Source organism: Acidovorax sp. Q11 (assembly GCF_054950075.1).
In genome coordinates, this window is record NZ_JBUDZG010000002.1 from 82,680 (window position 1) to 108,969 (window position 26,290).

Here is a 26,290-nt window from a genome sequence, read left to right on the forward strand (position 1 = left end):
ATAAAAAGCATGAATTCAACCTCGACCTCGTCGCCCTCCTCCCGCTGGCTGGATGTGTGCATCACCGCGCTCGCGCCTGCCATCTGGGGCTCCACCTACATCGTCACCACCGAGCTGTTGCCGCCCGGGCGGCCTTTCACCGCTGCACTGCTGCGGGCGCTGCCCGCCGGGCTGCTGCTGGTGCTGTGGGCGCGGCGCTGGCCGGTGCCCGGCGGCTGGGGGCGCATGGCGCTGCTGGCTGCGCTCAACATTGGCGTCTTCCAGGCGCTGCTGTTTGTGGCGGCCTACCGCTTGCCGGGCGGGCTGGCGGCCGTGGTCGGGGCCATTGGCCCGCTGGTGGTGATGGGCCTGGCCTGGTCGGTGGACCAGCGCCGTCCGCCGGTCGTGGCGTTGGGGGCGGGCGTGCTGGCGGTGGCTGGCATGGCCCTGCTGCTGCTGGCCCCCGGAACCGTCTGGGACGCGTGGGGCGTAGCGGCGGCGCTGGCGGGCACGGTGTGCATGGCGATGGGCACGTTTCTCTCGCGCCGCTGGCAGTCTGGCCTGCCGGTGCTGGCCTTTACCGGCTGGCAGCTGCTGCTGGGCGGGCTCATGCTGGCGCCGGTTGCCTGGTGGGCCGACCCGCCTTTGCCCGCGCTCACGGCCACGCAGGCCGGTGGGTATGTGTACCTGTGCCTGGCGGGGGCGCTTGTGGCCTATGTGCTGTGGTTCCGGGGCATCGAGCGCCTGCCCACGGTGGCCGTAGCATCGCTGGGGCTGCTGAGCCCGCTCACGGCCGTGGTGCTGGGCTGGGCGCTGCTGGGGCAGTCCATGCGAGGGGTGTCGCTACTGGGCATGGCCACGGTGCTGGGCTGCGTGCTGGCAGTGCAGTGGGCGATGGCGAGACCGACCTAGATTCGTGCTTTTCCATCCCCCATCAAATTTTTTGCATACGGTATCTTCGGTATGAAAAAAATACTGGTCAGGGGCTGGGATCTCAAGTGATCTCGGCTATCCTGCAGCGCCTCGCACCTCAGGCTGCGGCGATAGCCCGAAGCCCACCGACCCGCGCAACAGGGGCGTTGGCTACTGGCGCTGCTCCCTGGCTGGCGGTGGTGACTAAATTGCCAGCAGCGTCCAACTGAAACACTGAAACCAGTTGGACAAGATCCAGGGCTTGGCTTTTCATGCTGCTAGCGGCAGCGGCCATTTCTTCCACTAGGGCTGCATTCTGTTGCGTGGCCTGGTCCATCTGCATGACCGCTTCACCTACCTGGCCCACACCATCACTCTGCTCTGAGCTGGCCGCGCTGATCTTGCTCATGATGTCTGTGACGTTCCGGATGGACTGAACGATATCTGTCATTGTTTGCCCCGCCTTGTCGACCAGGGCCGTTCCTTGGTCCACGCGGCTCACGCTGGCAGAAATGAGTTCCTTGATCTCCTTGGCGGCCTCCGCCGAACGGCCTGCAAGCCCCCGCACTTCGCTGGCCACTACTGCAAAGCCTCGTCCCTGTTCGCCTGCGCGCGCGGCTTCTACCGCCGCGTTAAGCGCGAGAATATTCGTCTGGAAGGCAATGCCATCGATCACGCTGATGATATCGGCGATTTTTTTGCTGCTGTCGTTAATGCCCTTCATGGTCTCCACCACCCGAGCCACCACTTCGCCCCCCTGCACTGCGACGTCATTGGCATTGCGGGCGAGTTTGTTGGCTTGTTGGGCACTGTCGGAGTTCTGCTTCACGGTCGAGCCGAGTTCTTCCATGGAGGCTGCGGTCTGTTGCAGAGCACTGGCTTGGCGCTCAGTTCGAGCAGAAAGGTCGTGATTGCCTTGCGATATTTCCGCACTGGCGGTAGAAACATTTTCAGCGCTTTGCCGTACGTTGGCCACAATGTCGGCGAGCTTGGAGCGCATGTGCGCCAACTCGGTGAGCAACTGGCCAGGCTCGTCCTTGGCACCCTCGGGGATAGGGGTCGCCAGGTCACCTGCCGCGATGGCGGAGGTAGCCCGGACTGCCTGCTGCACGGGAGCGGTAATGGAGCGGGTGGTCGACCATGCCAAAAAGATTCCTAGAAGTATGGCCAGCGCGGTGCTTCCGCCGACCCATGCGATGTTGGCATCGGCCTTCTGCATTGTTTCCTTCAGGGTTCTGGCCACACCTTCGTCCAGAGTGAGGGTCAGCTCCTTCAGTACGGCAGAATAGTCCTGAAAGACGGGTTCCAATACTGTATTGGCCTGCTCGGCTACGTCCTGTCCGGCCTCTTTGGCCTTGACTAGTTCGGTGCGCTTGACACGGTAGGCATCGCGCGCTGCGATGGCCCGGTCGTAAAGCTGTATTTCCTTGCCGGGTAGCAGGTAGCCTTGCACCTCTTGCATGCGCTTGCTTTGCAGCTCGACCACGGCAGCCATGTCTTTCTTCAGCTTCCCCGCGTACTGGGCGTCGCTGGACTTAAGGAAGGCCTCGGTGCGCAACCAATTCATCTGAATATCGGTCTGCCACTGATGCATGATGCCCTGGCGTTTGAGCTCCGAAGTAGCGATGTGCTCGTTGCTGCGTTCCAGTTCGACAACGCTCATGACGCCGAGCGTAGCAATGACAATGGTGATGAAAAGCAGCAGCCCGAACGCCACTCCGAGTCGAATACCCAATTTCAGGTCCTTGATGCGCATGACGGCTCCTTGAAGGGTGCAGTGGGGAAGGTGTTTAAAGACGTGTTGAGGGCTGGAAACTCTAAGACTAGGTAGGTTTTCCGCGCCGTTCAGGACAGTGCTGCAGCACTGGTTTCTGGGGTACTAGTGCTTTGTAGGCGTTGGCGCACACCGGCCAGGTAGTCGGCCCGCACGCGGCGGGCCGCGTAGTCGCGCGGCGCGCTGCGCAGCAGCTGCTCCCAGGCCTCGCTGCGTAGTTTTTCCGAATTCTGGTGACATTGCGCCAGCACTGCGGGTGTTGGTTGGGGGGCTTGGGCCTCGGTCATGCATTCATAGCCGTAGTAGTGCATGAGTTCCAGCGCCAGGCTTTCGATGGTCTCAATTTCGTGGAGCTGTAGCTGGGTCTTGAACTTGTCTTTGTTCGCTGGCAACGGGGCGAAGCAGTTGGATTCCCACAGTGCGGACATCCGAGACAGCTCTTGCGCCTCCTGCGATGCCTCGATGTCCAGCATCTCCGGCATGAACTCGATGCCGATGAAGTGACAGATGCGCCGCAGCGTGGTTTCCTGCTCGCTCAGGAAGTTTTCATAGCGGATGGTGAGCACGCGGTCTGGGTGGCGCAGTGCCAGCGCGCGGCCTGTGGTGTGAGCCTTGACCCAGGCCAAGGCGTTGAGTGTGGTGTCGAAGTCGTGAATAATCGCCCGATTCATTGAGGCCACCTGCGCCCTGGGGTCGCGCACAACGTTCAGAAAGCGCATATGTGGGAACAGGGCCATTAGCTCGTTGGCGTAGTGAACGCTGTCGAGCGCCTTGTCCATGGCTACGCTGGCCCCGTGCTTCTCCGCGCTACGCAGCAGCATTTCCCACACGATGCGGTGCACGCTGCGGGGTTCGTCCCGCAGAGATTGGAAGATATCCTCGGCGTCGAAGTGGATCCCCGGCCATGGCACCATGCTGGCCTGCTGCAGCCCCACAACGTCTTTGACCATCTGCTGGTAAGCGCTGTCGTTGCGCAAATCGCCATACAGGGGCACTAAAGGCATGAAGTCCACGATGTGCAGCGGATAGGGGGAGTGAAACTGCGGGCTGGCGTTTAGTCGCAGGCGCAGCGCATGGCTACCGCAGCGTCGCAGCGGAATCATCAGCAGCGGAAGCGGGCGTGTGGTGCGGTGTGATTGGTTCATGGTGTGTCTGCCTCCAGGTGTGCGAAGAACTCATTGATGAAGCGATCTATGTCCTGGTCGGGCAGGCGGTCGATGCCACCCGCACCATGGCGCCCCCCACCGGCCGGGTAGCGACTACAGAAGATGTCGGCGCGGCTGGCGCTGGCGCTGCCGATGCGCAGGCTGACGAGGTAGTCGCCGTCTGAACGGGGTGTTAGCACAGCGACCGAGCGACCGTTGTTGCGCGCTACCAGCTGGTTGGCCAGGGTGCCGCAAAGGCGCCGGGCCCATGCGCGATCCGGCAGTACGTAGACCGTCGCCCTGTCATTGGCGGTGTAAGGTGTCAGGTTTTTCACCGCCTGCTGGTCGCTCGCGTGGCCTTCCTGCAGGCGGCGGAATTCGTAGGCCTTTGCCATGAAGTCGAGCGGGCTTTCGAAGCGGTGCATCGACCGGTACAGTTGCACAGGGCAAAAATGCAGGTCTTCGCGGCTTTCGCCATAGGCGTTGTAGTTGAGCAGATAGCCTAGCTGTGCCAGCGCCCCGCGTGTGGCGGCAGTGCAGCCATGCTCGCGTGCCATGTGATCGGCCACGGCGTCCAGATTGTCGCCGTAGGCCGCCACGATGGCCCACTGGAGCAAAACACTGCCCAGGTGGCGGTCTACCAGGATGCTGGTACAAACGTCCCGGCCAGTGTCAATGTGGGCGTTGAGCTGCGGGTGGCGAAAAAGGGTTTGTGCGCTGTGGTGGTCGAAATAGGTCACTTGGCCGCCGTCATTGAGTACTTGGCGCACGCCCTTGGCATTGCGGTCCCATGAGATGTCGAGCGCTGTCACCTGTAGAGGTCGACCGGTGGGCAGCTGATCGAACAGCGCAATGTCTCGCTTTGCGCCACTAATGAGGAAGCTGTCATGGGGCTCAATCAGGCGCAGTTGGTGCAGTGCGCACAGACCGTCGGCGTCGCCATTGAAGAGGTCATAGCTGTTTAGTCCACGGCTCGTGGGGGCAGGCGCCAAGGCGGAGGCTGAGGCGTGATCGGTAGACATGGAGATAACCGTGTAAGGGCTGCCCTAGCGGATGTACCCGCGTTGGCGAAGAAGCGCGAGCATTTGTGCACAGGCGTCGGGTAAGTCCAGAAGGGCGGTGTCGATGCAGTAGTCGGGCGATTCGGGGGGCTCGTAAGGGGCGGAAACCCCTGTGAAATGCGGTATGCGCCCCGCGCGCGCCATGGTGTACAAGCCCTTGGGGTCGCGTCCTTCGCACACGTCCAGAGGCGTGCTCACATGCACCTCCAGAAAGCGGTGTTCCCCAATGAGCGCACGGGCCATGGCGCGGTCGCTGCGCTGGGGTGAGATGAGGGCGGTAAACACCATCAGCCCGGCGTCGTTCATGAGGGCTGCAACTTCGGCCACGCGTCGGATGTTTTCAGTTCGCTCGGCAGCGCTGAAGCCCAGGTCGCGGTTGAGCCGATGCCTCAGGTTGTCTCCATCCAGAACGAAGCTGGCGAATCCGAGCTCGTGTAGTTGCTCCTCGAGCGCGTAGGCCAGGGTGGATTTACCGGCGCCGCTCAGGCCTGTGAGCCAGACGGTGACGGGGCGCTGTTGCAGTAGTTGCTCGCGCAAGGGGCCGGTCACCCGGCCAGTGTGCGGGATGACCATCCGCAGGCCATGGGGCGTCAGGCTTGGTGCTGCAGTCGCAGGGGCCCGGGACGGCTGGAGCGAAGTGGGGAGCTGCATGGTCGGTTCAAGTAAGGGCTGAGGGGAGCGAGCGTGTCGGCGCTGTCACTTGCACCGGATGGAGCACGCAAAAAGCGGATAACCCTGGACAACGGTTGGAGGGCCTAGGCGATGGGACTCGAAACCCGTGCGGCGAAGAAGGCGTTCCACCCCCAAAGGCGACACTGTGACCATGCGCTGAGCCCCGCGCGCCATGGCGCACCGACTGGCTGCCTGCAGCAGACCGGTGGTGATGGGCGAGGAGAACTGGTCGAGGGCGGAACCCGTGGGGCCCGATAGATCCATGGATGCAAACCGCGACAGTTCCCATACCTCCGGCGCTTCGGGGGCCGGGGCGCCGTTGAGTAGTTGCGGGAAAACCTCGGCAAGAAGGTAGGGGCGGGTAGTGGGCAGCAGGCGGGCAGTACCAACGACTTCGCCGCCTTCGTTCTGGGCTATGACATAGACGGTGTCGTCTCGGTCGAACTGATCCAATTCCATGGCGTCGCGGCAGTCCAGTTGCCAGCCCAGTTTTTCCACAAAAACACGGTGCCGGTACCGGGCCATGCGGGTCATTAGTGGTGGATGCAGGTCGGCGGAGCAGCCAGAGGTGATGCGCATCTGATATTCCTCAGGAGTTTTATTAATTAGAAGGTCACCTGAAATTCTTTGTAACTACCAACTCTGGTAGGTGTTGCCGGGTGGGTCCCTTGTCAAAATCAACTCGCCAAAGGATTTCAATGTCGCCAGAATGTGCAAAAACGTAGCTGCGGTTAGTGGCACGTAGTTCGGTTGCAGATGGTCAGTCTCTGTGGGGTGGTGCTCGATATTGGAGTCCTATGACAAGCTGGCAAGAAGATCTTTTGGGGGTGATGGACCGCGCGCAGTCTGAGCAAGAGGTTTTTTGCAAAATCGAGCTTGCTGCGCACGCCCTGGGGTTTGAGTACTGCGCCTATGGCTTGCGGGTGCCCATGCCTTTATCCAATCCCAAGACCATTTTTCTGAACAACTATCCGCAGTCGTGGCAGGAGCGATATGTGCGACAAAGCTATGTGCAGGTGGACCCTACGGTGCAACATGGGTGCCGCAAGCAGACTCCGTTGGTCTGGTCGGACGAAGTATTTGCATCGGCGCAGGATTTCTGGGACGAAGCGCGCTCGGTTGGTCTGCGTTTTGGATGGGCGCAATCGTGCATTGACGGGGGGGGGGTGCGCGGTATGCTGACGTTGGCGCGCTCTTCCGAGGTTCTGGGGTCCGATGAGATTGCGCTCAACGAGATGAAGATGCGCTGGCTCGCGCACATTACGCACCTTATCCTGTCGCGTATTTTCACAACACGCCAGGCCGAAGAGATGCATCCGCATCTGACGGCCAGAGAAATCGAGGTGCTCAAATGGACTGCCGACGGCAAGACCTCTGCCGACATCTCTGCGTTGTTGGACGTTTCGGAAAACACCGTGAACTTCCACGTCAAGAATGCCGTGATCAAACTGCAAACCACCAACAAGACGGCCGCAACCGTGCGCGCCGCCATGCTGGGGTTGCTGGGCTGATGCTGATCCGCTGGGGTGCTGCAGGCCCTTGCAACTGCGCCAGCTTTGGATGCGCCGCAATTGAGGCGATCTGTGGAGGGCTATTGTGAACGCCGTGCAGGTTTCGCCGGATGGCCTGCTGCGACTGTCGATTGACGAGTTACTTTCGCTGCCAATCCATCACTTGATGTCGGCGGTGGACCTGGACTTGGTGGTGCCGCGCACGGCGGTGTGTGGGTGCGAGACAACCATTAGTGGCTACACGGAATGGGTGAGTGCTTCGTGCCCTGTGGTTTCCATCGGCTGGGATTGGCATTTTCGCCTTTGGACAGCACCGCGGCCGTTTGTCTGGGCACGGCTGGGCCAGCCCCGCAGCAACGTGATGCTGGTGTACTCCGCGGGCAATGACACCGGGTGGCACAAGAACCTTGAGCTGCTGTCAACGGTGGTGGACGCGTTGCCCTGGCAGGAGCAGTTGAGCCAATCGGTCGCGGCGCTGCTGCCTGTTCACCGAGTTGGTTTGCTATCAAAAACATAGCTAAATGTGGGCCCCATCAGGCGGTGGGCGGCAAAAAAGCTTCAAAAGTCAGCCACCAGCTCCCACCGCATGGGCTGCCCGGTAGCGGGGTGCGCCAAAGCCAGTTCTGCGGCATGCAACAACAGGCGTGGCGCCTGGGCCTGGGTGACGGCATCCGCATACAACGCGTCTCCCAGGATCGGGTGGCCCATGGCGGCCATGTGTACGCGCAGCTGGTGCGTGCGACCCGTCACGGGTTCAAGCTCGACACGGGTGGTTCCGGCGGTCAAGTCATGTGACAGCGTGCGCCAGCGGGTATGGCTGGGCTTGCCGTGCAATGCATCGATCACGCGCAAGGGGCGCCGCTCCCAGTCGGCGGCGATGGGCAGGTGGATGTCTGCCCAGGCGCCAGCCGGGGCGTCCACCAGGCCTTGAACTATCGCGACGTAGCGTTTGTGAACCTGCCGCTGCTCAAATGCCAGGCTCAAGCGCCGTTGTGCATCGGCATGCCGAGCCATCAGCACCAGACCCGAAGTGGCCTGGTCCAGTCGGTGCACGATGAGTGCGCCCGGCCAGTGCGACTGGGCGCGTGCGCTCAGGCAGTCCTGTTTGTCGATGCCGCGCCCCGGCACGCACAGCAGGCCAGGCGGCTTGTACAGCACCAGCACATCGGCGTCCTCATGCAGTGCCACCGGGGCGCATAGGTCTTGAGGGTTTGCAACGCGCTCGACGTGGTTGGCCTCTACCGATACCGTGGGCGCCAAGAATGCAGCCCGCGCAAGGGCTTCAGCTTGCGGCATGGTTGTCGCCCCCCACCAGGCGCTCAACGGTGGCGCAAAGCTCTTCCACATCATTGGGCTTGTGGATTAGTGCCTGTGCGCCTTCGGCCAGCGCGGCCTGTTCGATCTCGGCCGTGACATAGCCGGAGGCCAGGGCCACGGGCAGGCCAGGGCGGATGAGGCGCGCCTCGCGCACCAGATCCACGCCGCAGAAGCCGGGCATGTTGTAGTCGGTCACCAGCAGGTCGTAGCGCTGGGGCGCAGCGCGCAGCGCTGCCGTGGCCTCGTGGGGGTCGGTGAAGCCACTCACCTCGTAGCCCCGCCGACGCAGCAGGCGCTGCACCAGAAAGACCAGGGCCTGGTCGTCGTCCACGTACATCACATGGGGCTTCTGGCGCGGTGTAGGGGCAGCGGCCTCGGCGGCCGACGGCGTGGCGGGCGCAGCCGGTGCTGCGGGGGCTGGCGCCGGAGGGGGCGCTGCCTGGCCGGTGGCGACTGGAAAGTACAGTGTGAACCGGCTGCCCTGGCCGGGCGTGCTTTGCACGTCCACACCACCTTCGTGTGTGCGCATCACGCCATGCACCACGGCCAGGCCCAGGCCCGTGCCCTGGCCCACAGGCTTGGTGGTGAAGAAGGGCTCGAAGATGCGCTCCAACGTGGCCGCATCCATGCCGGGGCCGCTGTCGCGCACCGTCAGGGCCACGTAGTCGATGGGCGCCAGGCCCAGCCGCTCGGAGAGGCGTTGGTCGGGCTGCACCGTGGCGGCCTCCACATGGATGCTGCCGCGCTCTCCCCCCTGGCCCTGGATCGCGTGGACGGCGTTGGTGCAAAGGTTCAGCAGGGCCTGCTCAACTTGGGTGGCGTCGGCCAGCACGGGGGGCAGCCCTGCCTGCAGCTGCATGTGCAGCTCGATGGCGGGGGGCATGGTCACGCGCAGCAGGCGCTCGGTGTCGTGCACCACTTCGGCCAACGAAACAGCCGAGCGTTGCGGGGGCTCGTTGCGGCTGAAGGTCAGGATCTGGCGCACCAGGTCGCGTGCGCGGCGGCCTGCCTTGTCGATCTCCAGCAGGCTTTCCAGCACCGGCGAACCGGCTGTGCAGTCGGCCTTGGCCAGCTCCACATTGCCCAGGATCGCGCCCAGGATGTTGTTGAAGTCGTGCGCAATGCCCCCGGCCATGGTGCCCACGGCCTGCATCTTGTGCGACTCACGCAACTGGGCCTCCAGCTCGTTGCGGTGCGCCTCGGCCTTCTTGCGGCCGGTGAGGTCGCGCGCGAACACGGTGGTGGTCTCGCCCCCGCCCACGCTTTCTGCATGGCGCTCGAACGACACGCTCACTTCCACGGCCAGTTCCTTGCCGCTGGCGGTGAGGGCCGTCATCTCGCCCAGAAGCGCCTGCGTGGTGAGCTGCGCAAACGCCAGGGCCTGCGCTGCGTCGGGCAAGAAGCGGTCGAGCGTGCTGCCCAGCGCGTCGCTGGCACTGCACTGGAACAGCGCGGCCGCTGTGGGGTTGAACACGGTGATGCGTTGGTGCTGGTCCACGCAGATGATGGCGTCCAGCGCCGAATTGATGACGGCTTCGAGCCGCTTCTCGCTGGCGTGCAGTTGTTCGTTGCGCTGCTGCAGTGTGAGCGCGCTGTGCTGAAGCGCCCGGCGCTCGGCCAGCAGCGGGCCCTGGTCGATCACCGCGCACAAAAATTGGGACAACGGTGCGCCGCTGGCCTGGGGTGCCTCGATGTGCGCGATGTGCAGGTCGCCCGTGATGCGGCTGGTGTCGTTGATGAGGAACACCACCTCCTTGGCCTCGCTGTGCCCCAGGTCCTGCGCCTGGGCAAAAGCCTCGCGCACGCGGGCGGCGTCTTGCGGGCACACAAAAGGCATCAGCGCGGTCAGCGGCCGGTCGCGCTCCGTGGGCTGGAAGGAGCGGTGCGCCATCGAGTTGGCCTGCACCACCATGTCGTGTTCGTCCACCACCATGAGGGCCAGGGGCACGCTGGCAAACAGGGTCTCGAAGCGCTCGTAGGCACTCTCGGCCACGGCCTGGCTGTAGCGCAGGACCTTGTTCTGGTTCTCCAGCTCGGCCTGGTAGGCGCGCAGTTCGGCCACCAGGCCCTCGGCCGGGGCGGCGGGCGAGAGCGGGTGCTTTTCGGCCGGGGCGGGCCGCCGACCTGCGGGGTCCAGAAAGGACAGATCGGGTTCAGTCATGGGGCGGGCGCGGCCAGGGAATGGGACGGGGAATTAGGCAGGAAGTGGGGCGGGGAGGGTGGGTGCACACCGCGCCATGCTGTGGGCCAGAACGCATGGCTGCGAGTGTACGCCCGCAGGCTGCGGGCTCTGGGTGCTGGTACGAATGCGATTGATTTGGGGCGCGATTGTTGACCGATTGCGAACAATCCTTTTCCGCAGCGGGGCTTACTCAAAGAAAGCCGGGTCTCTACAGTTCAACCATCCGCTTTTTCTTTGCCCAACCCTTTTGCCGATATCAGGAATCCTTGCCATGAATCCCGTTGACACCACCGCTGCCCAACCCCTGCTGAACAAACTGCAATGGCGCTACGCCGCCAAGAAGATGAACCCCGCCAAGGCCGTGCCGCAGGAGAAGGTCGAGCGCATCCTGGAGGCCGCCCGCCTGGCCCCCACGTCCAGCGGCCTGCAGCCGTTCGAGATCATTGTGGTGACCGACCCCGCCGTGCGCGCCAAGATCCAGCCCATCGCCTGGAACCAGGCCCAGATCACTGACGGCTCGCACCTGCTGGTGTTTGCTGCGTGGGACAACTACACAGCCGACCGCATCAACATGATGTTCGACCTGACCAACGACCAGCGTGGCTTCAAGAACGAAGGCTGGGAGAACTACCGCCAGATGCTGCTGTCCAGCTACCCCCAGCGCGATGCCGAGGTGAACTTCCAGCACGCCGCACGCCAGGCCTACATCGGCATGAGCGCCGCGTTGATCGCTGCGGCGTTTGAAGAAGTGGATTCCACCCCCATGGAGGGTTTTGATCCCAATGCGCTGGACGAAATCCTGGACCTGCGCGCCCGTGGCCTGCGCAGCGTGGCGATTCTGCCCCTGGGCTACCGCGCCGACGAAGGCGACTGGCTGGTGAGCCTGAAGAAGGTGCGCCGCCCCCGCGAGCAGTTCGTCACGGAAGTCTGAGGCCGTCAGACCCTGTGCAAAGGCCGGGCAGTTGCCCGGCCTTTTTCTTGCGCGCAGGGTTTCAGCGCGTGGCGGGGGCCGTATCTGTGACGCGGCGCATGGGTGTCAGCACCCAGGCCAGCGCAGCCAGCACCACCAGCGTGCCGCCGCTGGCCGCAAACAGCTGGGGCAGCGTGATGCTTTTCATCACCCAGCCCGTCACCGCCGCAGAGATGGGCGCCAGGCCCATGAAGATGAACATGAACAGGCTCATCGCCCGGCCCAGCAGGGCCGGGGGTACGCGCTGCTGGATCCAGGTGAACACGCTCACCTGCATGAAACCGCCCAGCAGGCCAATCACCAGCATCAGCAGCGCGCCCTGCCACACGGCGGTGATCAGGCCCATGGGCACGAACAGTGCACCGATGACCGCGTCGAACGCCAGGATGGTCATGCCCAGGCTGCCGATGCGCAGCCGGGGCAGCATGCCCGACACCACCATGCCTAGCAGCGTGCCCGCGCCATGGGCACCCACGATGATGCCGAAGGCGGCGGCGCCCAGCGCGGGCGTGCTGCTGGCCAGCACGGGGATCGCGATGTGGATGGGCCCCATGATGAACAGTGCGACTGCGCTCCAGTAGAGAAAACAGGTGCGCAACTCGCCGTCGCGCCAGAAATGTGCCAGGCCCTGGGCCACCGACGCCAGCACCGCCTGGGGCGCTGCTGCGGGGGCTGCGCTGCCCGCGTGGGTTTGGACTTTGGACAGCGTCCAGGCCGATACCGCAAAACTCAGCGCGTCAAGCGCGAAGGCCAGGCCAATGCCAAAAGCGTTGGCGCGGGCAGCAGGGGTTTCGGTTGCCCCACCGGTGGCCTCTCCCGTGCCAAACAGCGCGATCAACAGCCCCGCCAGCAAGGGACCGAGGAACATGGTCAGCTGCCGCAGGCTCAGGCTGATGCCGTTGGCGGCCTGCAGCTGATGGCGCGCCACCACATGCGGCATCATGGCCGTGCCCGCCGGGATGCTGAAGGCCGTGGCCAGGCCAATGCCCAGTGACAGCGCATACACCATCCACAGCGTGAGCGTGCCTGCAAACACCAGCCCCGCCAGCACGGCCAGCAGCACCAGGTTGATGTATTTGGTGATCATCAGCACCTGCTTGGGCGAATGCCGGTCTACCAGCGCGCCGCCGATGAGGATGAACAGCGCACGCGGCACGCTGACGAGGGCCAGCACTGTGCCCAGCACCAGGGTGTCGCCAGTCATCTGCAGCACCAGCCAGGGCAGGGCGATCAGCGTGAATTGATCGCCCAGCATGGAGAGCAGGGCGCCGCCGGTCATCCAGCGGAAGTTGGGGTTGCGCAGCAGCGCTGCGCGGGCGTCGGTTTCAGGAGGCATGGGGAGTGGGACTTTGTGGCTGGCGCACGCGGGCGTGGCGCTTGCCGTTGAGAAGAGTGCCGAGGGCGCCAAAGCGCACCAGCAGGTGGTAGCTGGCCAGGCAGAGCACGGTGGTGGCCGCGATGTTGAGAGCGATCTTGACCCCGGCTGGCCAGTGCAGTCCGAACATCAGCGCGCCAAAGCCAATGGTCAGGGGCATGTGCACCAGGTACACCCAGTACGAGCTGTCGGCCAGGTAGCCGAGTGCGGGGCTCGGGTGGCGCAGGTGCGCAGCAAACAGGCCAATCAGCGCAAAACTCCAGCACCAGGCCGTGGCGTTGTAGGCAAAGGCGAAGGCCAGGCGCAGCGCTAGGGGCAGTTCGTGGGTGCCGACGGGCGCCTGCCGCAGTGCCATGCCCGAGGCCAGGAAAAGCACCAATCCCGCGACGGCGTACCACTGCCAGCGCCGCATGTAATGCGTCAGCAGGGCCTGCCGGTGCTGGTGCAGCGCCAGCCCGAAGCCGAAAAACAGGCCGTTGTGCAGCCATTCGGTCCAGGGCGGCAGAAAAGAGCCTGTGGGGTGCACCAGCCCATCGCCATACTGCGCACCCACGGCGGCCAAGGCGGCAGCCAGCAGGGCGATGCCCCAGGGCTTGCGCCCGAGAGCGGCAAACCACTGCCCCAGCGTTGCCCCGGCGTTGGGGGCGGTGCGCTTCAGCAGGGTCTGCACCAGCGGGGTCAGCAGGCTCATCCACAGCAGCATCCACAGAAACCACAGGTGCAGGGTGGTGGGCCCGTCGGGCACCCCCGGCATGCGGGGCCTGAGCGTGGGGTCCAGCCCCCAGGTGCCGTAGGCCATGCGGTGCAGGAACGCCAGCGCAAGCACGGCGCACAGTAGATACAGGGGGGGCCAGAACACGGCAAACGGCAGTGCCAGGCGGCGCAGCCGGTGCCGCACCAGGGCGCGGGGCCCGCGTTGCTCCATCAGCAGCGCCACAAAGAAGCCAGCCAGGATGAAGAAAACCGGCATGCGAAAGGCGTGGATGAAGGCCACCAGCAGATCGGCCGCCGGTGTGGTCTGGTTGTCGCGCCAGGGCAGCAAGGGCGGCCCGCTCATGTGGATCACTGCCACATGCAGCACGATGCCCAGCCACATCATGGCGGCGCGCAGGTTGTCCAGTGCGTACAGGCGCGTGGAGGCAGTTGCCGGGGGCTCAGGGAGAGTCATGGGTTGGTCCGTTCATGCAGACCAACTATGGTCCCTCACGTAGCGTGAGGGTCAAGCAGTTTTTTCAGTGCTGCGGTGACACGGGCTGAGAGGCGGAGGCTGCATGGGCCAGCGCCGCATGCAGATAGGCCCGCACGGGGGCGCTCAGCGGCGCGCCCGCCTGAAGCAGCGGCTCGTTGGCCGAGGCTGTCAGCAGTTTCTCGCGCAGCCCGGGGCGCTGGCCGGTCAGTTGGTCAAACAGCGCATTCCAGCGCAGCGCAGCGGCGATGGCGTCCGGGTGGCGTGAAGGAAGCCCACGGGCCAGGAGCTGCTGTGCATCGGCCTCCAGCGCGGCCCAGTGGGTATGAGGCACGTGGCCCAGCGCCCGCAGGTCGTCACGGGTCAGGTATTTCTCCAGCAATGCCATGCGCAGCTTGATGGCGACTTCGACGTACTCGATCATCTCGCCCGGTGGCGCATGGTTGCGGCCTTGGGTGCTGGGCTCGGTGCGGAACATATGGCCCCAGCGCTCCAGCAGGTCGATGTCGCCGCCCATCCAGTGCAGCATGAGCGCCATCCAGCGGTACGCCAGTGCCTGGACTTCGGGGGCGTCGGGTGGCAGTTTCCGGTCCATGGCTTCGCGCACCAGGTCTTTGACCACCAGCCAGTCGGCCTCGATCAGGCTCCAGTTCGTGAAGATCTGTTTGAGTTCGGCCGAGCTGAAGTACTTGCCGTAAGTGGTCATCAGCGCGAGCGCCTCCAGCCAGTTGCCCATGTTGGGCTCGGCGCCCGCCATGAGGCCGTCGCGCAACATGGTCAGGCGGGCGCGCAGCTCGCTGGCCTGCGCAATCTGCTGGTCCAGCGCGCGGATCTGCTGGCCGATGATGCGTTCGGGCGCCACGCCGTCGCCCGCCAGCAGGTTGCTGATGTCGCTGAGCGCCAGGCCCATCTGGCGCATGGTCTGGATGCCATGCAGCCGCTGCACATCGGACTGGCTGTAGAGCCGGTAACCCGCCTCCGAGCGACCCGAAGGGGTGAGCAGGCCAATCTCGTCGTAGTGGTGCAGCGTGCGCACCGTGAGGCCGGTGCGCCGTGCGAGGTCACCGACCTTCAGCAGCATGGGCTCAGCGGCCGACGGAAATCAGCTCGACTTCGAAGTTCAGCGTGGCGTTGGGCGGGATCACGCCACCCGCACCCCGTGATCCGTAGGCAATGGCGGGCGGGCAGGTCAGCTTGGCCTTGCCGCCCGGCTTCATGCGCTGCACACCCTCGGTCCAGCAAGGGATCACGCCATTGAGTGGGAACGAGGTGGGTTCGCCACGCTTGTAGGAGCTGTCGAACTCCTTGCCGTCCAGGAACATGCCCTTGTAGTGCACTTTCACGGTGTCGGTGGCCTTGGGCGAGTCGCCCGTGCCTTCCTTGAGGGATTCATAGACCAGGCCGCTGGCGGTGGTGACGGGGCCCGAGGCCTGCGCATGGGCAGCGGTAAACGGAGCGGCCAGCAGGCCAACGATGAGGAGGGCAGGGGAGATGCGCACGGGGTTCCTTGGAATTCAACAAAGGGGGCGGCTGGCACCAGGGACCTGGGGCCAGTGGCGCGCCAGTGTAAGGGTGTTCGGACGCAGGAGGCCGCGTTAACAAGCGTTAATGCGCGCGGCGCCACACGTCACCACACTGGCTCCGCGGCCGATGGGTGCCGTTTCCACTCGCGGAGATAGACGGATGCAATCACATGACGGCCCTGGCGGACTGTGGGCACGCAGGGCTTTTTTGGGCGCTTTGGCAGTTGGCGGTGGCATGGCGCAAGCGCAGCCAGCGCCATCCGCGCAAGAACCCCTGGCCGCGCGGCTGCCGCAGAGCATGGCGCGGCCTGGCGGCGCCGATGTGCCTTATGGGCAGCCATCGGCCTACGAGGCGGCCGTGCAGCGCTCGGTGTCGCACGTCTCGGGTTTTGCGGGGTGGCGCACGCCACTGCAGCACCAACGCGGCATCATCACCCCGAGCGGGTTGCACTTTGCCGTGCACCACAACGGGGTGCCCGACATCGATCCTGGCCGGCACGAACTGCGGCTGCATGGTCTGGTTGACAAGCCTTTGCGCATTGACCTGGCCCGGCTGTTGCGCTACCCGATGGTCAGCCGCGTGCATTTTCTGGAGTGCGCGGGCAACTCGGCAGCCAATGCGCTGTCGCCCACAGCGTTGGACCAGACCCTGGGCGAACTCGCAGGCGAAGTGTCGTGTTCGGAATGGACGGGGGTGCCGCTGGCGTACCTGCTGAACGAGGCAGGGCTGAAGGACAGCGCCCGCTGGGTGGTGGCCGAAGGGGCAGATGGTGGGTCGCACAGCCGAAGCCTGCCGCTCAAAGCGCTTCTGGAGCATGGCATGGTGGCGCTGTACCAGAACGGCGAGCGGCTGCGGCCCTCGCAGGGCTACCCCATGCGCCTGTTCATGCCCGGCTGGGAAGGCAACGTCAACATCAAATGGCTGCACCGGCTGGAGGTGACCGACGCGCCTGCCTACACCAAGGATGAATCGGGCCTGTACACCCAGGTGCTGGCCGACGGTCGCATCGAACGCTTTGCCTTCCACATGGACGTGAAATCCGTCATCACCCACCCCTCGGGCCAGCAGACGATGCCCGAAACCCAGGGCTTCTATGAAATCGCAGGGCTGGCCTGGTCTGGCTACGGCCGCATTGCCCGGGTGGATGTGTCGGTGGACGGCGGCCGCAGCTGGACGGCTGCGCAGTTGCATGGGCCGGTGCTGGACCGCGCGTTCACGCGCTTCACGCTGCCCTGGAAGTGGAATGGACGCCGCGCGGACCTGTTGAGCCGGGCCACCGATGAGCATGGCCGCACGCAGCCGCTGCGCGGCGAGTGGAAGCGGCGCTACGCCTTGCATTCCTTCAACCACTACAACGCGGTGCAGGCTTGGCGCGTGCAGGCCGATGGGCGCGTGGAGAACCTGTATGCGTGAGCGCCTGTTTCACCACCGCTCGTTCGCGAGGATGGCAGCCTTGCGGCGGGGCGGATGGATGTTCGCAGCGGTCGTACTGCTGCTGTACGCCGAGGTCGCCAGCCAGGCGCAGACGCAGCCCGCGCCCGGCATGGCACCTGCAGCGCCGCCAGCTGTCATCGGCCTGGCGCAGCCACTGTCTTCCGAAGAGGTTGAGCGCTACGCCATCACCATCTTTCCTGATGGCCGCAATTTGCCGCCGGGCCGAGGCAGCGTAGCGCAAGGCGCGCAGCTGTATGCGCGGCACTGCGCGGCGTGCCACGGCGCGCAGGGCATGGAAGGTCCGGCTTCCCGCCTTGTGGGATCGGATGGCTTCATCGCCTGGAACGACCTGTTGCGGCCTTTGCGTGTGCGCCAGTACCCCTTGCAGGTGCTGTCGGTGGGGGCAATGTGGCCGTATGCCACCACGGTGTTCGACTACGTCCGCCGGGGCATGCCGATGCATGCTCCCAAGAGCCTGACCGATGACGAGGTATATGCCGTAACCGCGCATCTGCTGCACTGGAACGGTCTGGTGGCCGCCAACGCGGTAATGGACAAGGAAAGCGTGCCCCAGGTGGTGATGCCGGGGCGGGACCGCACGGTCAGTGCGTGGCCGCTGGTGCGGTAAACGTCGGTTTCAGCCGCCGCGCGCTGCGTCTACCATGCCCAGCCTGGCTCGGATGCGGGAGAGCGACACCGGCGAGATGCCCAGGTAGCTGGCCACATGGTGCTGGGGCAGCTGGCTGGCCAACTCTGCGTGCGAGGCCAGGAACGCCTGGTAGCGTGCCTCTGGCGGATGGCTGAGCAGTTCGGCCTCGCGCCGGGCGTGCGACTGGAAAACGTAGCCCAGGGCTTCTTGCAGCGGGGGGCCAATCTGCGGAAAGACTCCCATCCAGTCTTGCAAGGTGGAATAGTCCAGCTCCACCGCCTCCACGGGCGCCAGTGCCTCAATGGCGTAGGGGCTGGGCAGCGCAAGCGGCGGCAGGCTGCCCGCCACCCATTTGCCCTTGCCGTGGAACGAGCGGTTGCGCTCGGTACCCTGTTCGTTCAGGTAGAACAGCCGCACCACGCCGCTGCGCACATGCCAGCAGCGTGTGCTGGTTTCACCGGCACGCTGCAGCAGCGCGCCAGCGCCGAACTGGCGGCGGGGCAGCGCTTGCCACAGTGCAGCCAGAGCGGGCTCCGTCTGGACGAGCGCCTCCAGCGCGGGCGGTTCGCAAACGTTGCAGGCGCTGGGCGAGGCGGTCACAGCGCGCTCCGCCCACTCAGGCGTAGTCCGACACCGGGATGCAGCTGCAGCTCAGATTGCGGTCGCCCCACACGTTGTCCACACGGCCCACGGGCGACCAGTACTTGGCCTGGCGCAGGGCCGCCACGGGGTAGGCGGCCGCTTCGCGGGTGTAGGGGCGGGCCCATTCGCCGCTCAGCAGGTTCTCGGCCGTGTGCGGTGCGTTCTTGAGCGGGTTGTTGTCCTGGGGCAGCTTGCCCGCTTCGATCTGGCGGATCTCTTCGCGGATGGCGATCATCGCGTCGATGAATCGGTCGATCTCGAACAGCGTTTCGCTCTCGGTGGGCTCCACCATCAGCGTGTTGGGGACCGGGAAGCTCAGTGTGGGCGCGTGGAAACCGTAGTCGATGAGGCGCTTGGCGACATCCTCGGCCATCACGCCGCTGGTGTCCTTCAGGCCGCGCAGGTCCAGGATGCACTCGTGCGCCACATGGCCGTTGGCGCTGGCGTACAGCGTGGGGTAGTGGTCCTTGAGGCGCGCGCTGATGTAGTTGGCGCTCAGGATGGCCGTCTCGGTGGCGGCCTGCAGGCCGTCTGCGCCCATCATGCGGATGTACATCCAGCTGATGGGCAAAACGGCGGCGTTGCCCAGGGGGGCGGCGCTCACCGGGCCGACCTTGCCAGTGGCAGGGTTGCGCGGCTGATCGCCCTGACCGGGCAGGCCAGGAAGGAAGGGCACGAGGTCTTCGACAACACACACGGGACCGACGCCAGGGCCGCCACCGCCGTGGGGAATGCAGAAGGTCTTGTGCAGGTTCAGGTGGCTCACGTCGCCGCCAAATTCACCAGGCGCGGCCACGCCCACCAGGGCGTTCATGTTGGCGCCGTCCACGTATACGCGGCCGCCGTGGCTGTGCACCAGGGCGCACAGCTCCTTCACCTGGGTCTCGAACACGCCGTGCGTGCTGGGGTAGGTGATCATCACGCAGGCGATGTTGCCGCTGTGCTGCTCGCACTTGGCCTGCAGGTCGGCCAGGTCCACATTGCCGTTGGCGTCGCAGGCCGTCACCACCACCTGCATGCCCACCATCTGGGCGCTGGCGGGATTGGTGCCATGGGCGCTGCTAGGGATCAGGCAGATGTTGCGGTGGCCTTCGCCACGCGACTCGTGGTAGCCCTTGATGGCCAACAGGCCTGCGTATTCGCCCTGGCTGCCGGCGTTGGGTTGCAGGCTGATGCCGGCATAGCCCGTGGCCTCGCACAGCCAGGCGCGCAGCTGTTCGTCCAGCGCCTTGTAGCCCTGCTGCTGGTCAGCCGGGGCAAACGGGTGCATGTTGGCAAACTCGGGCCAGGTGATGGGGATCATCTCGCTGGTGGCGTTGAGCTTCATGGTGCAGCTGCCCAGCGGGATCATGCTGCGGTCGAGCGCCAGGTCCTTGTCCGACAGCTGGCGGATGTAGCGCAGCATGCCGGTCTCAGAGTGGTGGGTGTTGAACACCGGGTGCGTGAGGTAGCGGCTGGTGCGGCGCAGCGCGGCGGGGATCAGCGGTTCGATGCCGTTCTCGAAAGCGTCGAAGGTGGGCAAAGCCTGGCCGTCCTTCGCAAAGATCTTCCACAGCAACTCGATGTCGGCGCGCGTGGTGGTCTCGTCCAGCGAGATACACAGGTAGTTTTCAAAGCAAATTCGCAGGTTTGCGCCTGACTGTATTGCCTTTGCAGCTATTGATTTTGTAGCGCCATCGGTTTTCAGCACCAACGTGTCGAACGTGGCTTGTTCACGCACCGGCGCGCCCAGTTGCACGAGGCCCCGGGCCAGAATGGCGGTGTAGCTGGCCACGCGCTGGGCAATGCGCTGCAGGCCCTCGGGGCCGTGGTACACGGCGTACATGCTGGCGATCACGGCGGGCAGCACCTGGGCCGTGCAGATGTTGGAGGTGGCTTTTTCGCGGCGGATGTGCTGTTCGCGGGTTTGCAGTGCGAGGCGATAGGCTGGCTTGCCGTGCACGTCCACGCTCACGCCCACCAGGCGGCCGGGCAGGTTGCGCTTGAACTCGTCGCGGCAGGCCATGAATGCGGCGTGGGGGCCGCCAGCACCCATGGGCATGCCAAAACGCTGGGTGGTGCCCACCACGATGTCGGCGCCTTGTTCGCCGGGCGGTGTGATCAGGGTCAGGGCCAGCAGGTCGGCGGCCACGATGAAGGCGGCCTGCTTGGCATGGGCTTTTTCCACATCGGCACGCAGGTCGTCAATGCGGCCGCTGGTGGCAGGGTACTGGGCCAGCACGGCAAAGTAGTCGCCCGCCAGCAGGCTGTCCCATTCCTCGGCCGAGTTGGCCAGGCGCACTTCCAGGCCCAGGGGCTTGGCGCGGGTCTGGATCACTTCAATGGTCTGGGGGTGCGCGTCGCCGGCCACCACAATCACGTTACTCTTGCTCTTGACCGAGCGCTTGGCCAGGGTCATCGCCTCGGCGGCTGCCGTGGCTTCATCGAGCATCGACGCGTTGGCAATCGGCATGCCGGTCAGGTCGCACACCATGGTCTGGAAGTTGACCAGAGCCTCCATGCGGCCCTGCGAAATTTCAGCTTGGTAAGGCGTGTAGGCGGTGTACCAGGCGGGGTTTTCGAGGATGTTACGCAGGATGACGCCCGGCGTGTGCGTGCCGTAGTAGCCCTGGCCAATGAAACTCTTAAGCACCTTGTTTTTGCCCGCAATGGCCTTGAGTTCGGCCAGCGCTGCGGCCTCGGTGGTGGCCGCTGGCAGATCCATGGCGCGGCTGCGTGCGATGGAGCGCGGCACGATGGAGTCAATGAGCGCGCGGCGCGAGGCCTCGCCGATCACGGACAACATGTGGGCTTCATCCGCTGCGTCGATGCCGATGTGGCGGGGCAGGAATTCGGCGGCGTTTTCCAGCGCGGACAACGGCAAGGAGGTGGGCAGGGCGGCAGTCATGGCGGGCGTTCGGGGTGCTATGAAAAAAGAAGCTGCTGGCGCTTGTCAGTCGGACATTTCAAAGGATTTTTCTTTGAAATCCAATGGAATCAAACGCAGGCAGCTATGGTTTTGAAACCGGAGACGAATGGGCCAAGCGCCCATCAGGCGTTGGCTGCAAAGGCCGTGTAGGCCGTCTCGTCCATCAGGGCGTCGAGCTGGGCCACATCGGCCAGCTTGACCTTGAAGAACCAGCCCGCGCCCAGCGGGTCGCTGTTGGCCAGCGACGGGTCGGCGCGCAGGGCTTCGTTCACTTCCACGATCTCGCCGGTCACGGGCATGTACACGTCGGCAGCAGCCTTCACGGACTCGACCACGCCCGCCACGTCACCCTGGCTGAAGCTCGCACCCACCTCGGGCAGGTCCACAAACACCACGTCGCCCAGCGCATCTTGTGCGTGCACGGTGATGCCCACCACGGCAGCAGCGGTGTCGGCGGTGTTGATCCATTCGTGTTCTTTGGAAAATTTGACGGTCATGGGGAAGCTCCTCAAGCAACGGGTAAATAAAGGAATCAGCAATGTAAGCGGCAAAGGGCCGTGGTTTATGCCTTGGCGTGTGCGACGTGCGTGGCGCATGCCAGCGCCCCCGCGCAAGGGCCGCCCCGCCGCGCTGGGGGCGTCCCCCTTCCAGGGGGAAGGCGCCGTAGGCGACTCAGGGGGTATGTCATTTCTTCAGCCGCGAAAGTAGTTGGCGGGCGTGAAAGGCATGGCGCGCACTTCCATGGGCACGGCCTTGCCGCGCACGATAGCGTTCACACGCGTGCCGATGGCGGCAAATGCGGGCGCCACATAGCCCATGGCCACGGGCTCGTTCACCGTGGGGCCCAGCAGGCCACTGGTGACTTCGCCGATCTTCTGGCCGTCCGTGCTTTGCAGCTCGGTGTGCTCGCGTACGGGCACACGTTCCAGCGCCACCAGGCCTACGCGCTTGCGTAGCAGGGTGGCGGGGTTGTCGATCTGCGCCAAGACTTTGTCGGCGCCCGGGAAGCCGCCCGCGCGGGCGCCACCGGTGCGGCGCACCTTCTGGATGGCCCAGTTCAGTGCGGCTTCAGGCGGCGTGGTGGTGGTGTCGATGTCGTTGCCGTACAGGCACAGGCCCGCTTCGAGACGCAGCGAGTTGCGGGCACCCAGGCCGATGGGTTTGACCTCGGGCTGGGCAAGCAGGGCGCGGGCCAGGGTGTCGGCCTGCGCAGCGGGCACCGAGATTTCAAAACCGTCTTCACCGGTGTAGCCGCTGCGGGTCACAAAGCAGTCGCAGCCTGCAATGCTGAATGCGCCGCCGGTCATGAACACCAGTTTTCCCACGCCGGGCGCGAGGCGGGCGAGGGCGGTGACGGCCTGCGGGCCCTGCAGTGCGAGCAGGGCGTGGTCGGGCATGGGCACCACTTTGCAGCGCTGGCCGATGCGGGCCTGGATATGGGCAATGTCGCCCACCTTGCAGGCGCCATTCACGATCACGAACAGCGTGGACTCTCCATTCACCTCGCCCTGGTTGAAGAACATCAGGTCGTCAATGACCGTGCCCTCGTCGGTGAGCAGCAACCCGTAGCGCTGCTTGCCTACGGGCAGGTCGATCACGTCCACGGGCATCAGGGTTTCAAACGCCGCAGCTGCATCGGCGCCGATGAGTTTGAGCTGGCCCATGTGCGATACGTCGAACAAGCCCGCTGCGGTGCGGGTGTGCACATGCTCGGCCATCAGGCCTGCGGGGTACTGCACGGGCATGGAATAGCCCGCAAAAGGCACCATGCGGGCGCCCAGCTCGATGTGCAGGGCGTTCAGGGGCGTGGTGAGCAGGGTAGACGTGGCAGGGGCTGACATGGCGGAACTCCGGGGCAAATGGGGGCCGCAGCCACACGGGTGGCCACGGGATTTGCCCTGCTGTCCGCTTTACCTGAGAGATTCACCGCAGCGCCCTGGCTGGCCATGCGGTTTGCTCCTTCGGTGGATGGCCTCATCACGCGGTGCGGTGGGCCATCTCTCTCCAGCAAGGGAACGCCCGCATCACTGCGGGCGGTTGTCAGTCCTTTTGCCTGAGCGTTCGGCTGCTGCCTGCGCCTTCGGCGGTGCTGCACGCCCTGTTTGGCGGGCGGAGCACTCTCTCCTGACGGGCGGGATTCTAACGCCTACTTGGCATAGACCAGGTCACGCAAGGCCAGAGAAATCGATGGCACATAGGTAATGACCAGCAGGCACACCAGGATCACGCACACAAAAGGCAGCAGGTGTTTGATGATCCGGTCCAGCGAGATCTTGGCCACCGTGCAGGCCGCAAACAGGTTCACACCAAAGGGCGGTGTGATCATGCCCAGCGCCAGGTTCACCACCATGATCAGCCCGAAATGCACCGGGTCGATGCCAAAGTGCATGGCCACGGGCGCCAGGATGGGCGCCAGCACGATGATGGCGGCGCTGGTCTCGATGAACATGCCGATCACGAACAGCGCCGCATTCACGCCCAGCAGGAACAGGGCAGGGGACTGCAGCACGGCTTCGAGCCAGCGGCCGATGGCATCGGGCACCCCGGCACGTGTGATGAGGAACGCAAACAGCCCGGCGTTGGCGATGATGAACATGATCACCGCCGACGAGATGGCCGACTTGCGCAGGATGGCGAACAGGTCCTTGATGCGGATCTCGCGGTAGATCACCATGCCGACGATGAGCGCATAGAACACGGCCACGGCCGATGCTTCGGTGGGGGTGAAAACGCCGCCGTAGATGCCGCCCAGGATGATCACAGGCATGAGCAGCGCCCAGCCTGCCTGCAGCGTGGCCTTGCCAAAGGGCATGCGGCCATCGCCGTCGTTCTTGCCCCAGCCCTTGTACTTGCAGTACGCCCATACGAAGAGCATCAGCGCGGCGCTGATCAGCAGGCCCGGGCCAAAGCCCGCGATGAACAGCTCGCCAATGGACACTTCGGCGCTCACGCCGTACAGGATCATCGGAATCGAGGGCGGAATGATCACGCCCAGCTCGGCACTGGTGGCCTGCAGCGCCGCCGCATAGCTGGTGGGGTAGCCATGCTTGATGAGCGCGGGGATCAGGATGGCACCAATCGCAAACGTGGTGGCTACCGACGAGCCCGAAACGGCCGCGAAGATCATGCAGGTGAGCACGCAGGTCATGGGCAGGCCGCCCTGCACGCCGCCCACGATGCTCTTGGCAAACTCCACCAGGCGGCGCGAGATGCCACCGGTCTCCATCAGGTTGCCCGCGAGGATGAAGAAGGGGATGGCCGCCAGCGGAAACTTGTTGATCGAGGCGAACATCTCCTTCACCGAGATCAGCATGTTGGCGTTGGATGCCTGGATGCCCAGGATGGAAGCGAGGCCGATGGACACGGCCACCGAAATGGTGAGTGCAAAGCAAATCACCATCGTTGAAATCATGACCATGCTCATTGGGCGGTCTCCAGTTCCATGCGCAGGGGGTCGATGAGATTGCCGATGATGCCGACAGTGCAGAACAGGCCGCCGATGGGCATGGCCAGGTAGGCCCAGAACATCGATACGGATTCCAGCCCTGCCATGCTCTGCACACCACCGCGCTGGGCGTAGTCCCAGCCGTACCAGATGACGATGCCGATCAGCGCCAGGGCTGCCAGCGCGACCACCCAGTCCAGCACCCGCCGCAGGGCGGGAGGGCTCCAGCGGTACAGCACATCCACGCTCACCATCGCCCCCTGGCGGAAGGCGGCGGGGATGGCGAGGAACACCATCCAGATCAGGCTGAAGCGGATCAGCACTTCCGTCCATTCGGCGGGCTGCTCCAGCACAAAGCGCATGAGGATCTGGAACATGCCCAGCGAGGCAGACAGGGCCAGCATGGCGCAGGCCCCCAGCATGGCGATGAACGTGGTCCATCGTTCAAAGGTGAGAAAAGCATTTTTCATGGGGCGGTTCCAGCCATGGGCAGTTGTTGAATCAACAGGGGGAACAACACGGTAAGCAATCAGGCAATAAACCCGGGGCGAGAATAAAAACGCCCGATAGCGCTTGCGCTACGGGCGTTGGTTGCTACTACAACGATAGTAGCGTGGGCATCACTTGAAATCGCGGATCTTGTCGAGCGTGGCCTTGCCGAACTGTTTTTCGAATTCGGCATTCACGGGGGCCAGTGCGGCCACAAACTTGGACTTGTCGGGGTTGTCCACCACCGTCATGCCCTTGGCGCGCAGGTCGGCCACACCCTTGGCATCGTCTTCGTCCACGCGGGCCCGATTGGCCTTGGTGCCTTCCTTGGCGGCGTCGATGAAGGCCTGTTTGTCCGCGGCCGACAGTTTCTCGAAAGCGCCCTTGTTCATCACGAAGATGGCAGGCGAATACACGTGGCCGGTCAGTGTCAGGTGCTTTTGCACCTGGTCGAACTTGGCCGAGATGATCACGGGCAGCGGGTTCTCCTGGCCGTCCACAGTACCTTGTTGCAGGGCCGTGAACACTTCGGGGAAGGCCATGGGCGTGGTGATGATGCCAAAGCCCTTGTACGCGGCGATGTGCACGGGGTTCTCCATCGTGCGCATCTTCAGGCCCTTGAGGTCATCGGGCGTGTTCACCGAACGCTTGCTGTTGGTCATATGGCGGAAGCCGTTTTCGGCCCAGGCCAGGGCCTTGAAGCCCTTGCTGTCGAACTTGGTCAGCATCTCCTGGCCGATGGGGCCGTCCAGCACGGCGCGGGCGTGGGCCTTGTCGCGGAACAGGAAGGGCACGTCCAGGATCTTGGTCTCTGGCACAAAGTTGGGGATGGGGCCTGTGGAGCTGAACGCCAGCTCCTGCGTGCCCAGCTGCACGGCTTCGATCGACTCGCGCTCGCCACCCAGGGCGCCGTTGTAGAAGGTCTGCACCTTGTAGCGGCCACTGGTGCGCTTTTCGACTTCCTTGGCAAACGTGTCGATGGCAATCCCCTGGTGAGAATTCTGGGCCGTCGAGATGCTGATGCGCATGGTGGTCTGCGCGGCAGCGGTGGCCACAAAGCCGAGCGCGAGGCTCAGGCCGACGACGAGTCTGGTCAATTGCATGGTGTCTCCTGT

At 64.6% G+C, this 26,290-nt stretch carries 24 protein-coding genes and 2 riboswitches; of the genes, 6 read left to right on the forward strand and 18 right to left on the reverse strand.

Annotated elements, in window-relative coordinates:
- Positions 1–9 precede the first annotated feature (9 nt).
- The gene (locus ACYZGB_RS02805) at positions 10–891 is read left to right on the forward strand and encodes an EamA family transporter (RefSeq protein WP_462386687.1); all 882 of its coding nucleotides are present in this window, start codon (positions 10–12) and stop codon (positions 889–891) included.
- A 118-nt stretch (positions 892–1,009) separates the two neighbouring features.
- Here the strand turns inward: ACYZGB_RS02805 and ACYZGB_RS02810 are convergent, their stop codons facing one another.
- The 5 genes from ACYZGB_RS02810 to ACYZGB_RS02830 all read right to left on the reverse strand — a co-directional run bounded on the left by ACYZGB_RS02810 (position 1,010) and on the right by ACYZGB_RS02830 (position 6,122).
- Entirely contained in the window at positions 1,010–2,647 is a 1,638-nt protein-coding gene (locus ACYZGB_RS02810; protein WP_462386688.1) for a methyl-accepting chemotaxis protein, read from the reverse strand.
- A gap of 89 nt (positions 2,648–2,736) precedes the next feature.
- Positions 2,737–3,810 carry a sulfotransferase family protein gene (locus ACYZGB_RS02815; RefSeq protein ID WP_462386689.1) on the reverse strand — a complete coding sequence of 358 codons (1,074 nt, stop codon included), beginning with the start codon at positions 3,808–3,810 and terminating at the stop codon, positions 2,737–2,739.
- Entirely contained in the window at positions 3,807–4,832 is a 1,026-nt protein-coding gene (locus ACYZGB_RS02820; RefSeq protein ID WP_462386690.1) for a hypothetical protein, read from the reverse strand. Before ACYZGB_RS02820 ends, ACYZGB_RS02815 begins: the two co-directional genes overlap by 4 nt.
- Before the next feature lie 24 nt (positions 4,833–4,856).
- The gene (gene cysC / locus ACYZGB_RS02825; protein WP_462386691.1) at positions 4,857–5,522 is read right to left on the reverse strand and encodes an adenylyl-sulfate kinase; all 666 of its coding nucleotides are present in this window, start codon (positions 5,520–5,522) and stop codon (positions 4,857–4,859) included.
- A 45-nt stretch (positions 5,523–5,567) separates the two neighbouring features.
- A complete protein-coding gene (locus ACYZGB_RS02830; protein WP_462386692.1) occupies positions 5,568–6,122 on the reverse strand; it encodes an acyl-homoserine-lactone synthase in 555 nt (184 codons plus the stop codon).
- A gap of 218 nt (positions 6,123–6,340) precedes the next feature.
- Between ACYZGB_RS02830 and ACYZGB_RS02835 the strand changes: the two genes are divergently transcribed.
- A complete protein-coding gene (locus ACYZGB_RS02835; RefSeq protein ID WP_462386693.1) occupies positions 6,341–7,054 on the forward strand; it encodes an autoinducer binding domain-containing protein in 714 nt (237 codons plus the stop codon).
- 85 nt (positions 7,055–7,139) lie between these two features.
- A complete protein-coding gene (locus tag ACYZGB_RS02840) occupies positions 7,140–7,571 on the forward strand; it encodes a DUF4902 domain-containing protein (protein WP_462386694.1) in 432 nt (143 codons plus the stop codon).
- Positions 7,572–7,612: 41 nt separating this feature from the next.
- Here ACYZGB_RS02840 and ACYZGB_RS02845 read toward each other — a convergent pair whose 3' ends face one another.
- Positions 7,613–8,242, reverse strand: a complete 630-nt coding sequence (locus ACYZGB_RS02845) for an RluA family pseudouridine synthase (RefSeq protein WP_462386695.1) — start codon at positions 8,240–8,242, stop codon at positions 7,613–7,615.
- A gap of 94 nt (positions 8,243–8,336) precedes the next feature.
- Positions 8,337–10,532: a PAS domain-containing hybrid sensor histidine kinase/response regulator gene (locus ACYZGB_RS02850; protein ID WP_462386696.1), complete on the reverse strand. Its 2,196-nt coding sequence runs from the start codon at positions 10,530–10,532 to the stop codon at positions 8,337–8,339.
- A 292-nt stretch (positions 10,533–10,824) separates the two neighbouring features.
- Here ACYZGB_RS02850 and ACYZGB_RS02855 point away from each other — a divergent pair, with 292 nt between their 5' ends.
- A complete protein-coding gene (locus ACYZGB_RS02855; protein ID WP_462386697.1) occupies positions 10,825–11,484 on the forward strand; it encodes an NAD(P)H-dependent oxidoreductase in 660 nt (219 codons plus the stop codon).
- A 61-nt stretch (positions 11,485–11,545) separates the two neighbouring features.
- Here ACYZGB_RS02855 and ACYZGB_RS02860 read toward each other — a convergent pair whose 3' ends face one another.
- From ACYZGB_RS02860 to ACYZGB_RS02875, 4 genes are all read right to left on the reverse strand, one after another.
- Positions 11,546–12,859, reverse strand: a complete 1,314-nt coding sequence (locus ACYZGB_RS02860; RefSeq protein WP_462386698.1) for an MFS transporter — start codon at positions 12,857–12,859, stop codon at positions 11,546–11,548.
- Complete coding sequence (locus ACYZGB_RS02865; RefSeq protein WP_462386699.1) at positions 12,849–14,066, reverse strand: acyltransferase family protein; 1,218 nt, start codon at positions 14,064–14,066, stop codon at positions 12,849–12,851. The genes ACYZGB_RS02860 and ACYZGB_RS02865 overlap by 11 nt, the downstream gene beginning before the upstream one ends.
- A gap of 64 nt (positions 14,067–14,130) precedes the next feature.
- Positions 14,131–15,165 (reverse strand): MerR family transcriptional regulator, encoded by a 1,035-nt coding sequence (locus ACYZGB_RS02870; protein WP_462386700.1) that lies wholly within the window; start codon positions 15,163–15,165, stop codon positions 14,131–14,133.
- A gap of 4 nt (positions 15,166–15,169) precedes the next feature.
- Positions 15,170–15,577, reverse strand: a complete 408-nt coding sequence (locus tag ACYZGB_RS02875; protein ID WP_462386847.1) for an FKBP-type peptidyl-prolyl cis-trans isomerase — start codon at positions 15,575–15,577, stop codon at positions 15,170–15,172.
- Between the two features lie 190 nt (positions 15,578–15,767).
- On the opposite strand from ACYZGB_RS02875, the gene soxC reads away from it, so the two are divergent.
- Both soxC and ACYZGB_RS02885 read left to right on the forward strand, forming a co-directional pair.
- Positions 15,768–17,021: a sulfite dehydrogenase gene (gene soxC / locus ACYZGB_RS02880; RefSeq protein WP_462386701.1), complete on the forward strand. Its 1,254-nt coding sequence runs from the start codon at positions 15,768–15,770 to the stop codon at positions 17,019–17,021.
- Complete coding sequence (locus ACYZGB_RS02885) at positions 17,014–17,670, forward strand: c-type cytochrome (protein ID WP_462386702.1); 657 nt, start codon at positions 17,014–17,016, stop codon at positions 17,668–17,670. Before soxC ends, ACYZGB_RS02885 begins: the two co-directional genes overlap by 8 nt.
- A gap of 9 nt (positions 17,671–17,679) precedes the next feature.
- Here the strand turns inward: ACYZGB_RS02885 and ACYZGB_RS02890 are convergent, their stop codons facing one another.
- The 7 genes from ACYZGB_RS02890 to ACYZGB_RS02920 all read right to left on the reverse strand — a co-directional run bounded on the left by ACYZGB_RS02890 (position 17,680) and on the right by ACYZGB_RS02920 (position 26,278).
- Positions 17,680–18,291 carry a Crp/Fnr family transcriptional regulator gene (locus tag ACYZGB_RS02890; protein WP_462386703.1) on the reverse strand — a complete coding sequence of 204 codons (612 nt, stop codon included), beginning with the start codon at positions 18,289–18,291 and terminating at the stop codon, positions 17,680–17,682.
- Between the two features lie 16 nt (positions 18,292–18,307).
- A complete protein-coding gene (gene gcvP / locus ACYZGB_RS02895; protein WP_462386704.1) occupies positions 18,308–21,220 on the reverse strand; it encodes an aminomethyl-transferring glycine dehydrogenase in 2,913 nt (970 codons plus the stop codon).
- Between the two features lie 143 nt (positions 21,221–21,363).
- Positions 21,364–21,738, reverse strand: a complete 375-nt coding sequence (gcvH, locus tag ACYZGB_RS02900; protein WP_462386705.1) for a glycine cleavage system protein GcvH — start codon at positions 21,736–21,738, stop codon at positions 21,364–21,366.
- A gap of 195 nt (positions 21,739–21,933) precedes the next feature.
- Entirely contained in the window at positions 21,934–23,082 is a 1,149-nt protein-coding gene (gene gcvT, locus ACYZGB_RS02905) for a glycine cleavage system aminomethyltransferase GcvT (protein WP_462386706.1), read from the reverse strand.
- A gap of 50 nt (positions 23,083–23,132) precedes the next feature.
- Positions 23,133–23,259, reverse strand: a riboswitch (glycine riboswitch).
- Positions 23,260–23,280: 21 nt separating this feature from the next.
- A riboswitch (glycine riboswitch) is annotated at positions 23,281–23,370 on the reverse strand.
- Positions 23,371–23,387: 17 nt separating this feature from the next.
- The gene (locus ACYZGB_RS02910) at positions 23,388–24,665 is read right to left on the reverse strand and encodes a TRAP transporter large permease (RefSeq protein ID WP_462386707.1); all 1,278 of its coding nucleotides are present in this window, start codon (positions 24,663–24,665) and stop codon (positions 23,388–23,390) included.
- The gene (locus tag ACYZGB_RS02915; RefSeq protein WP_462386708.1) at positions 24,662–25,156 is read right to left on the reverse strand and encodes a TRAP transporter small permease; all 495 of its coding nucleotides are present in this window, start codon (positions 25,154–25,156) and stop codon (positions 24,662–24,664) included. Before ACYZGB_RS02915 ends, ACYZGB_RS02910 begins: the two co-directional genes overlap by 4 nt.
- 150 nt (positions 25,157–25,306) lie before the next feature.
- Positions 25,307–26,278: a TRAP transporter substrate-binding protein gene (locus tag ACYZGB_RS02920; protein ID WP_462386709.1), complete on the reverse strand. Its 972-nt coding sequence runs from the start codon at positions 26,276–26,278 to the stop codon at positions 25,307–25,309.
- Positions 26,279–26,290: the final 12 nt, after the last annotated feature.

Excerpts from the sequence above, each read along its gene's own strand:
- soxC (WP_462386701.1), top strand. The coding sequence starts at position 15,768 with ATGCAATCACATGACGGCCCTGGCGGACTGTGGGCACGCAGGGCTTTT.
- ACYZGB_RS02805 (WP_462386687.1), top strand. The coding sequence starts at position 10 with ATGAATTCAACCTCGACCTCGTCGCCCTCCTCCCGCTGGCTGGATGTG.
- ACYZGB_RS02820 (WP_462386690.1), bottom strand. The coding sequence starts at position 4,832 with ATGTCTACCGATCACGCCTCAGCCTCCGCCTTGGCGCCTGCCCCCACG.
- ACYZGB_RS02915 (WP_462386708.1), bottom strand. The coding sequence starts at position 25,156 with ATGAAAAATGCTTTTCTCACCTTTGAACGATGGACCACGTTCATCGCC.
- gcvP (WP_462386704.1), bottom strand. The coding sequence starts at position 21,220 with ATGACTGCCGCCCTGCCCACCTCCTTGCCGTTGTCCGCGCTGGAAAAC.
- gcvH (WP_462386705.1), bottom strand. The coding sequence starts at position 21,738 with ATGACCGTCAAATTTTCCAAAGAACACGAATGGATCAACACCGCCGAC.
- ACYZGB_RS02920 (WP_462386709.1), bottom strand. The coding sequence starts at position 26,278 with ATGCAATTGACCAGACTCGTCGTCGGCCTGAGCCTCGCGCTCGGCTTT.
- ACYZGB_RS02885 (WP_462386702.1), top strand. The coding sequence starts at position 17,014 with ATGCGTGAGCGCCTGTTTCACCACCGCTCGTTCGCGAGGATGGCAGCC.
- ACYZGB_RS02850 (WP_462386696.1), bottom strand. The coding sequence starts at position 10,532 with ATGACTGAACCCGATCTGTCCTTTCTGGACCCCGCAGGTCGGCGGCCC.
- ACYZGB_RS02860 (WP_462386698.1), bottom strand. The coding sequence starts at position 12,859 with ATGCCTCCTGAAACCGACGCCCGCGCAGCGCTGCTGCGCAACCCCAAC.
- ACYZGB_RS02910 (WP_462386707.1), bottom strand. The coding sequence starts at position 24,665 with ATGAGCATGGTCATGATTTCAACGATGGTGATTTGCTTTGCACTCACC.
- gcvT (WP_462386706.1), bottom strand. The coding sequence starts at position 23,082 with ATGTCAGCCCCTGCCACGTCTACCCTGCTCACCACGCCCCTGAACGCC.
- ACYZGB_RS02835 (WP_462386693.1), top strand. The coding sequence starts at position 6,341 with ATGACAAGCTGGCAAGAAGATCTTTTGGGGGTGATGGACCGCGCGCAG.
- ACYZGB_RS02855 (WP_462386697.1), top strand. The coding sequence starts at position 10,825 with ATGAATCCCGTTGACACCACCGCTGCCCAACCCCTGCTGAACAAACTG.
- ACYZGB_RS02815 (WP_462386689.1), bottom strand. The coding sequence starts at position 3,810 with ATGAACCAATCACACCGCACCACACGCCCGCTTCCGCTGCTGATGATT.
- ACYZGB_RS02865 (WP_462386699.1), bottom strand. The coding sequence starts at position 14,066 with ATGACTCTCCCTGAGCCCCCGGCAACTGCCTCCACGCGCCTGTACGCA.
- cysC (WP_462386691.1), bottom strand. The coding sequence starts at position 5,522 with ATGCAGCTCCCCACTTCGCTCCAGCCGTCCCGGGCCCCTGCGACTGCA.
- ACYZGB_RS02830 (WP_462386692.1), bottom strand. The coding sequence starts at position 6,122 with ATGCGCATCACCTCTGGCTGCTCCGCCGACCTGCATCCACCACTAATG.
- ACYZGB_RS02810 (WP_462386688.1), bottom strand. The coding sequence starts at position 2,647 with ATGCGCATCAAGGACCTGAAATTGGGTATTCGACTCGGAGTGGCGTTC.
- ACYZGB_RS02870 (WP_462386700.1), bottom strand. The coding sequence starts at position 15,165 with ATGCTGCTGAAGGTCGGTGACCTCGCACGGCGCACCGGCCTCACGGTG.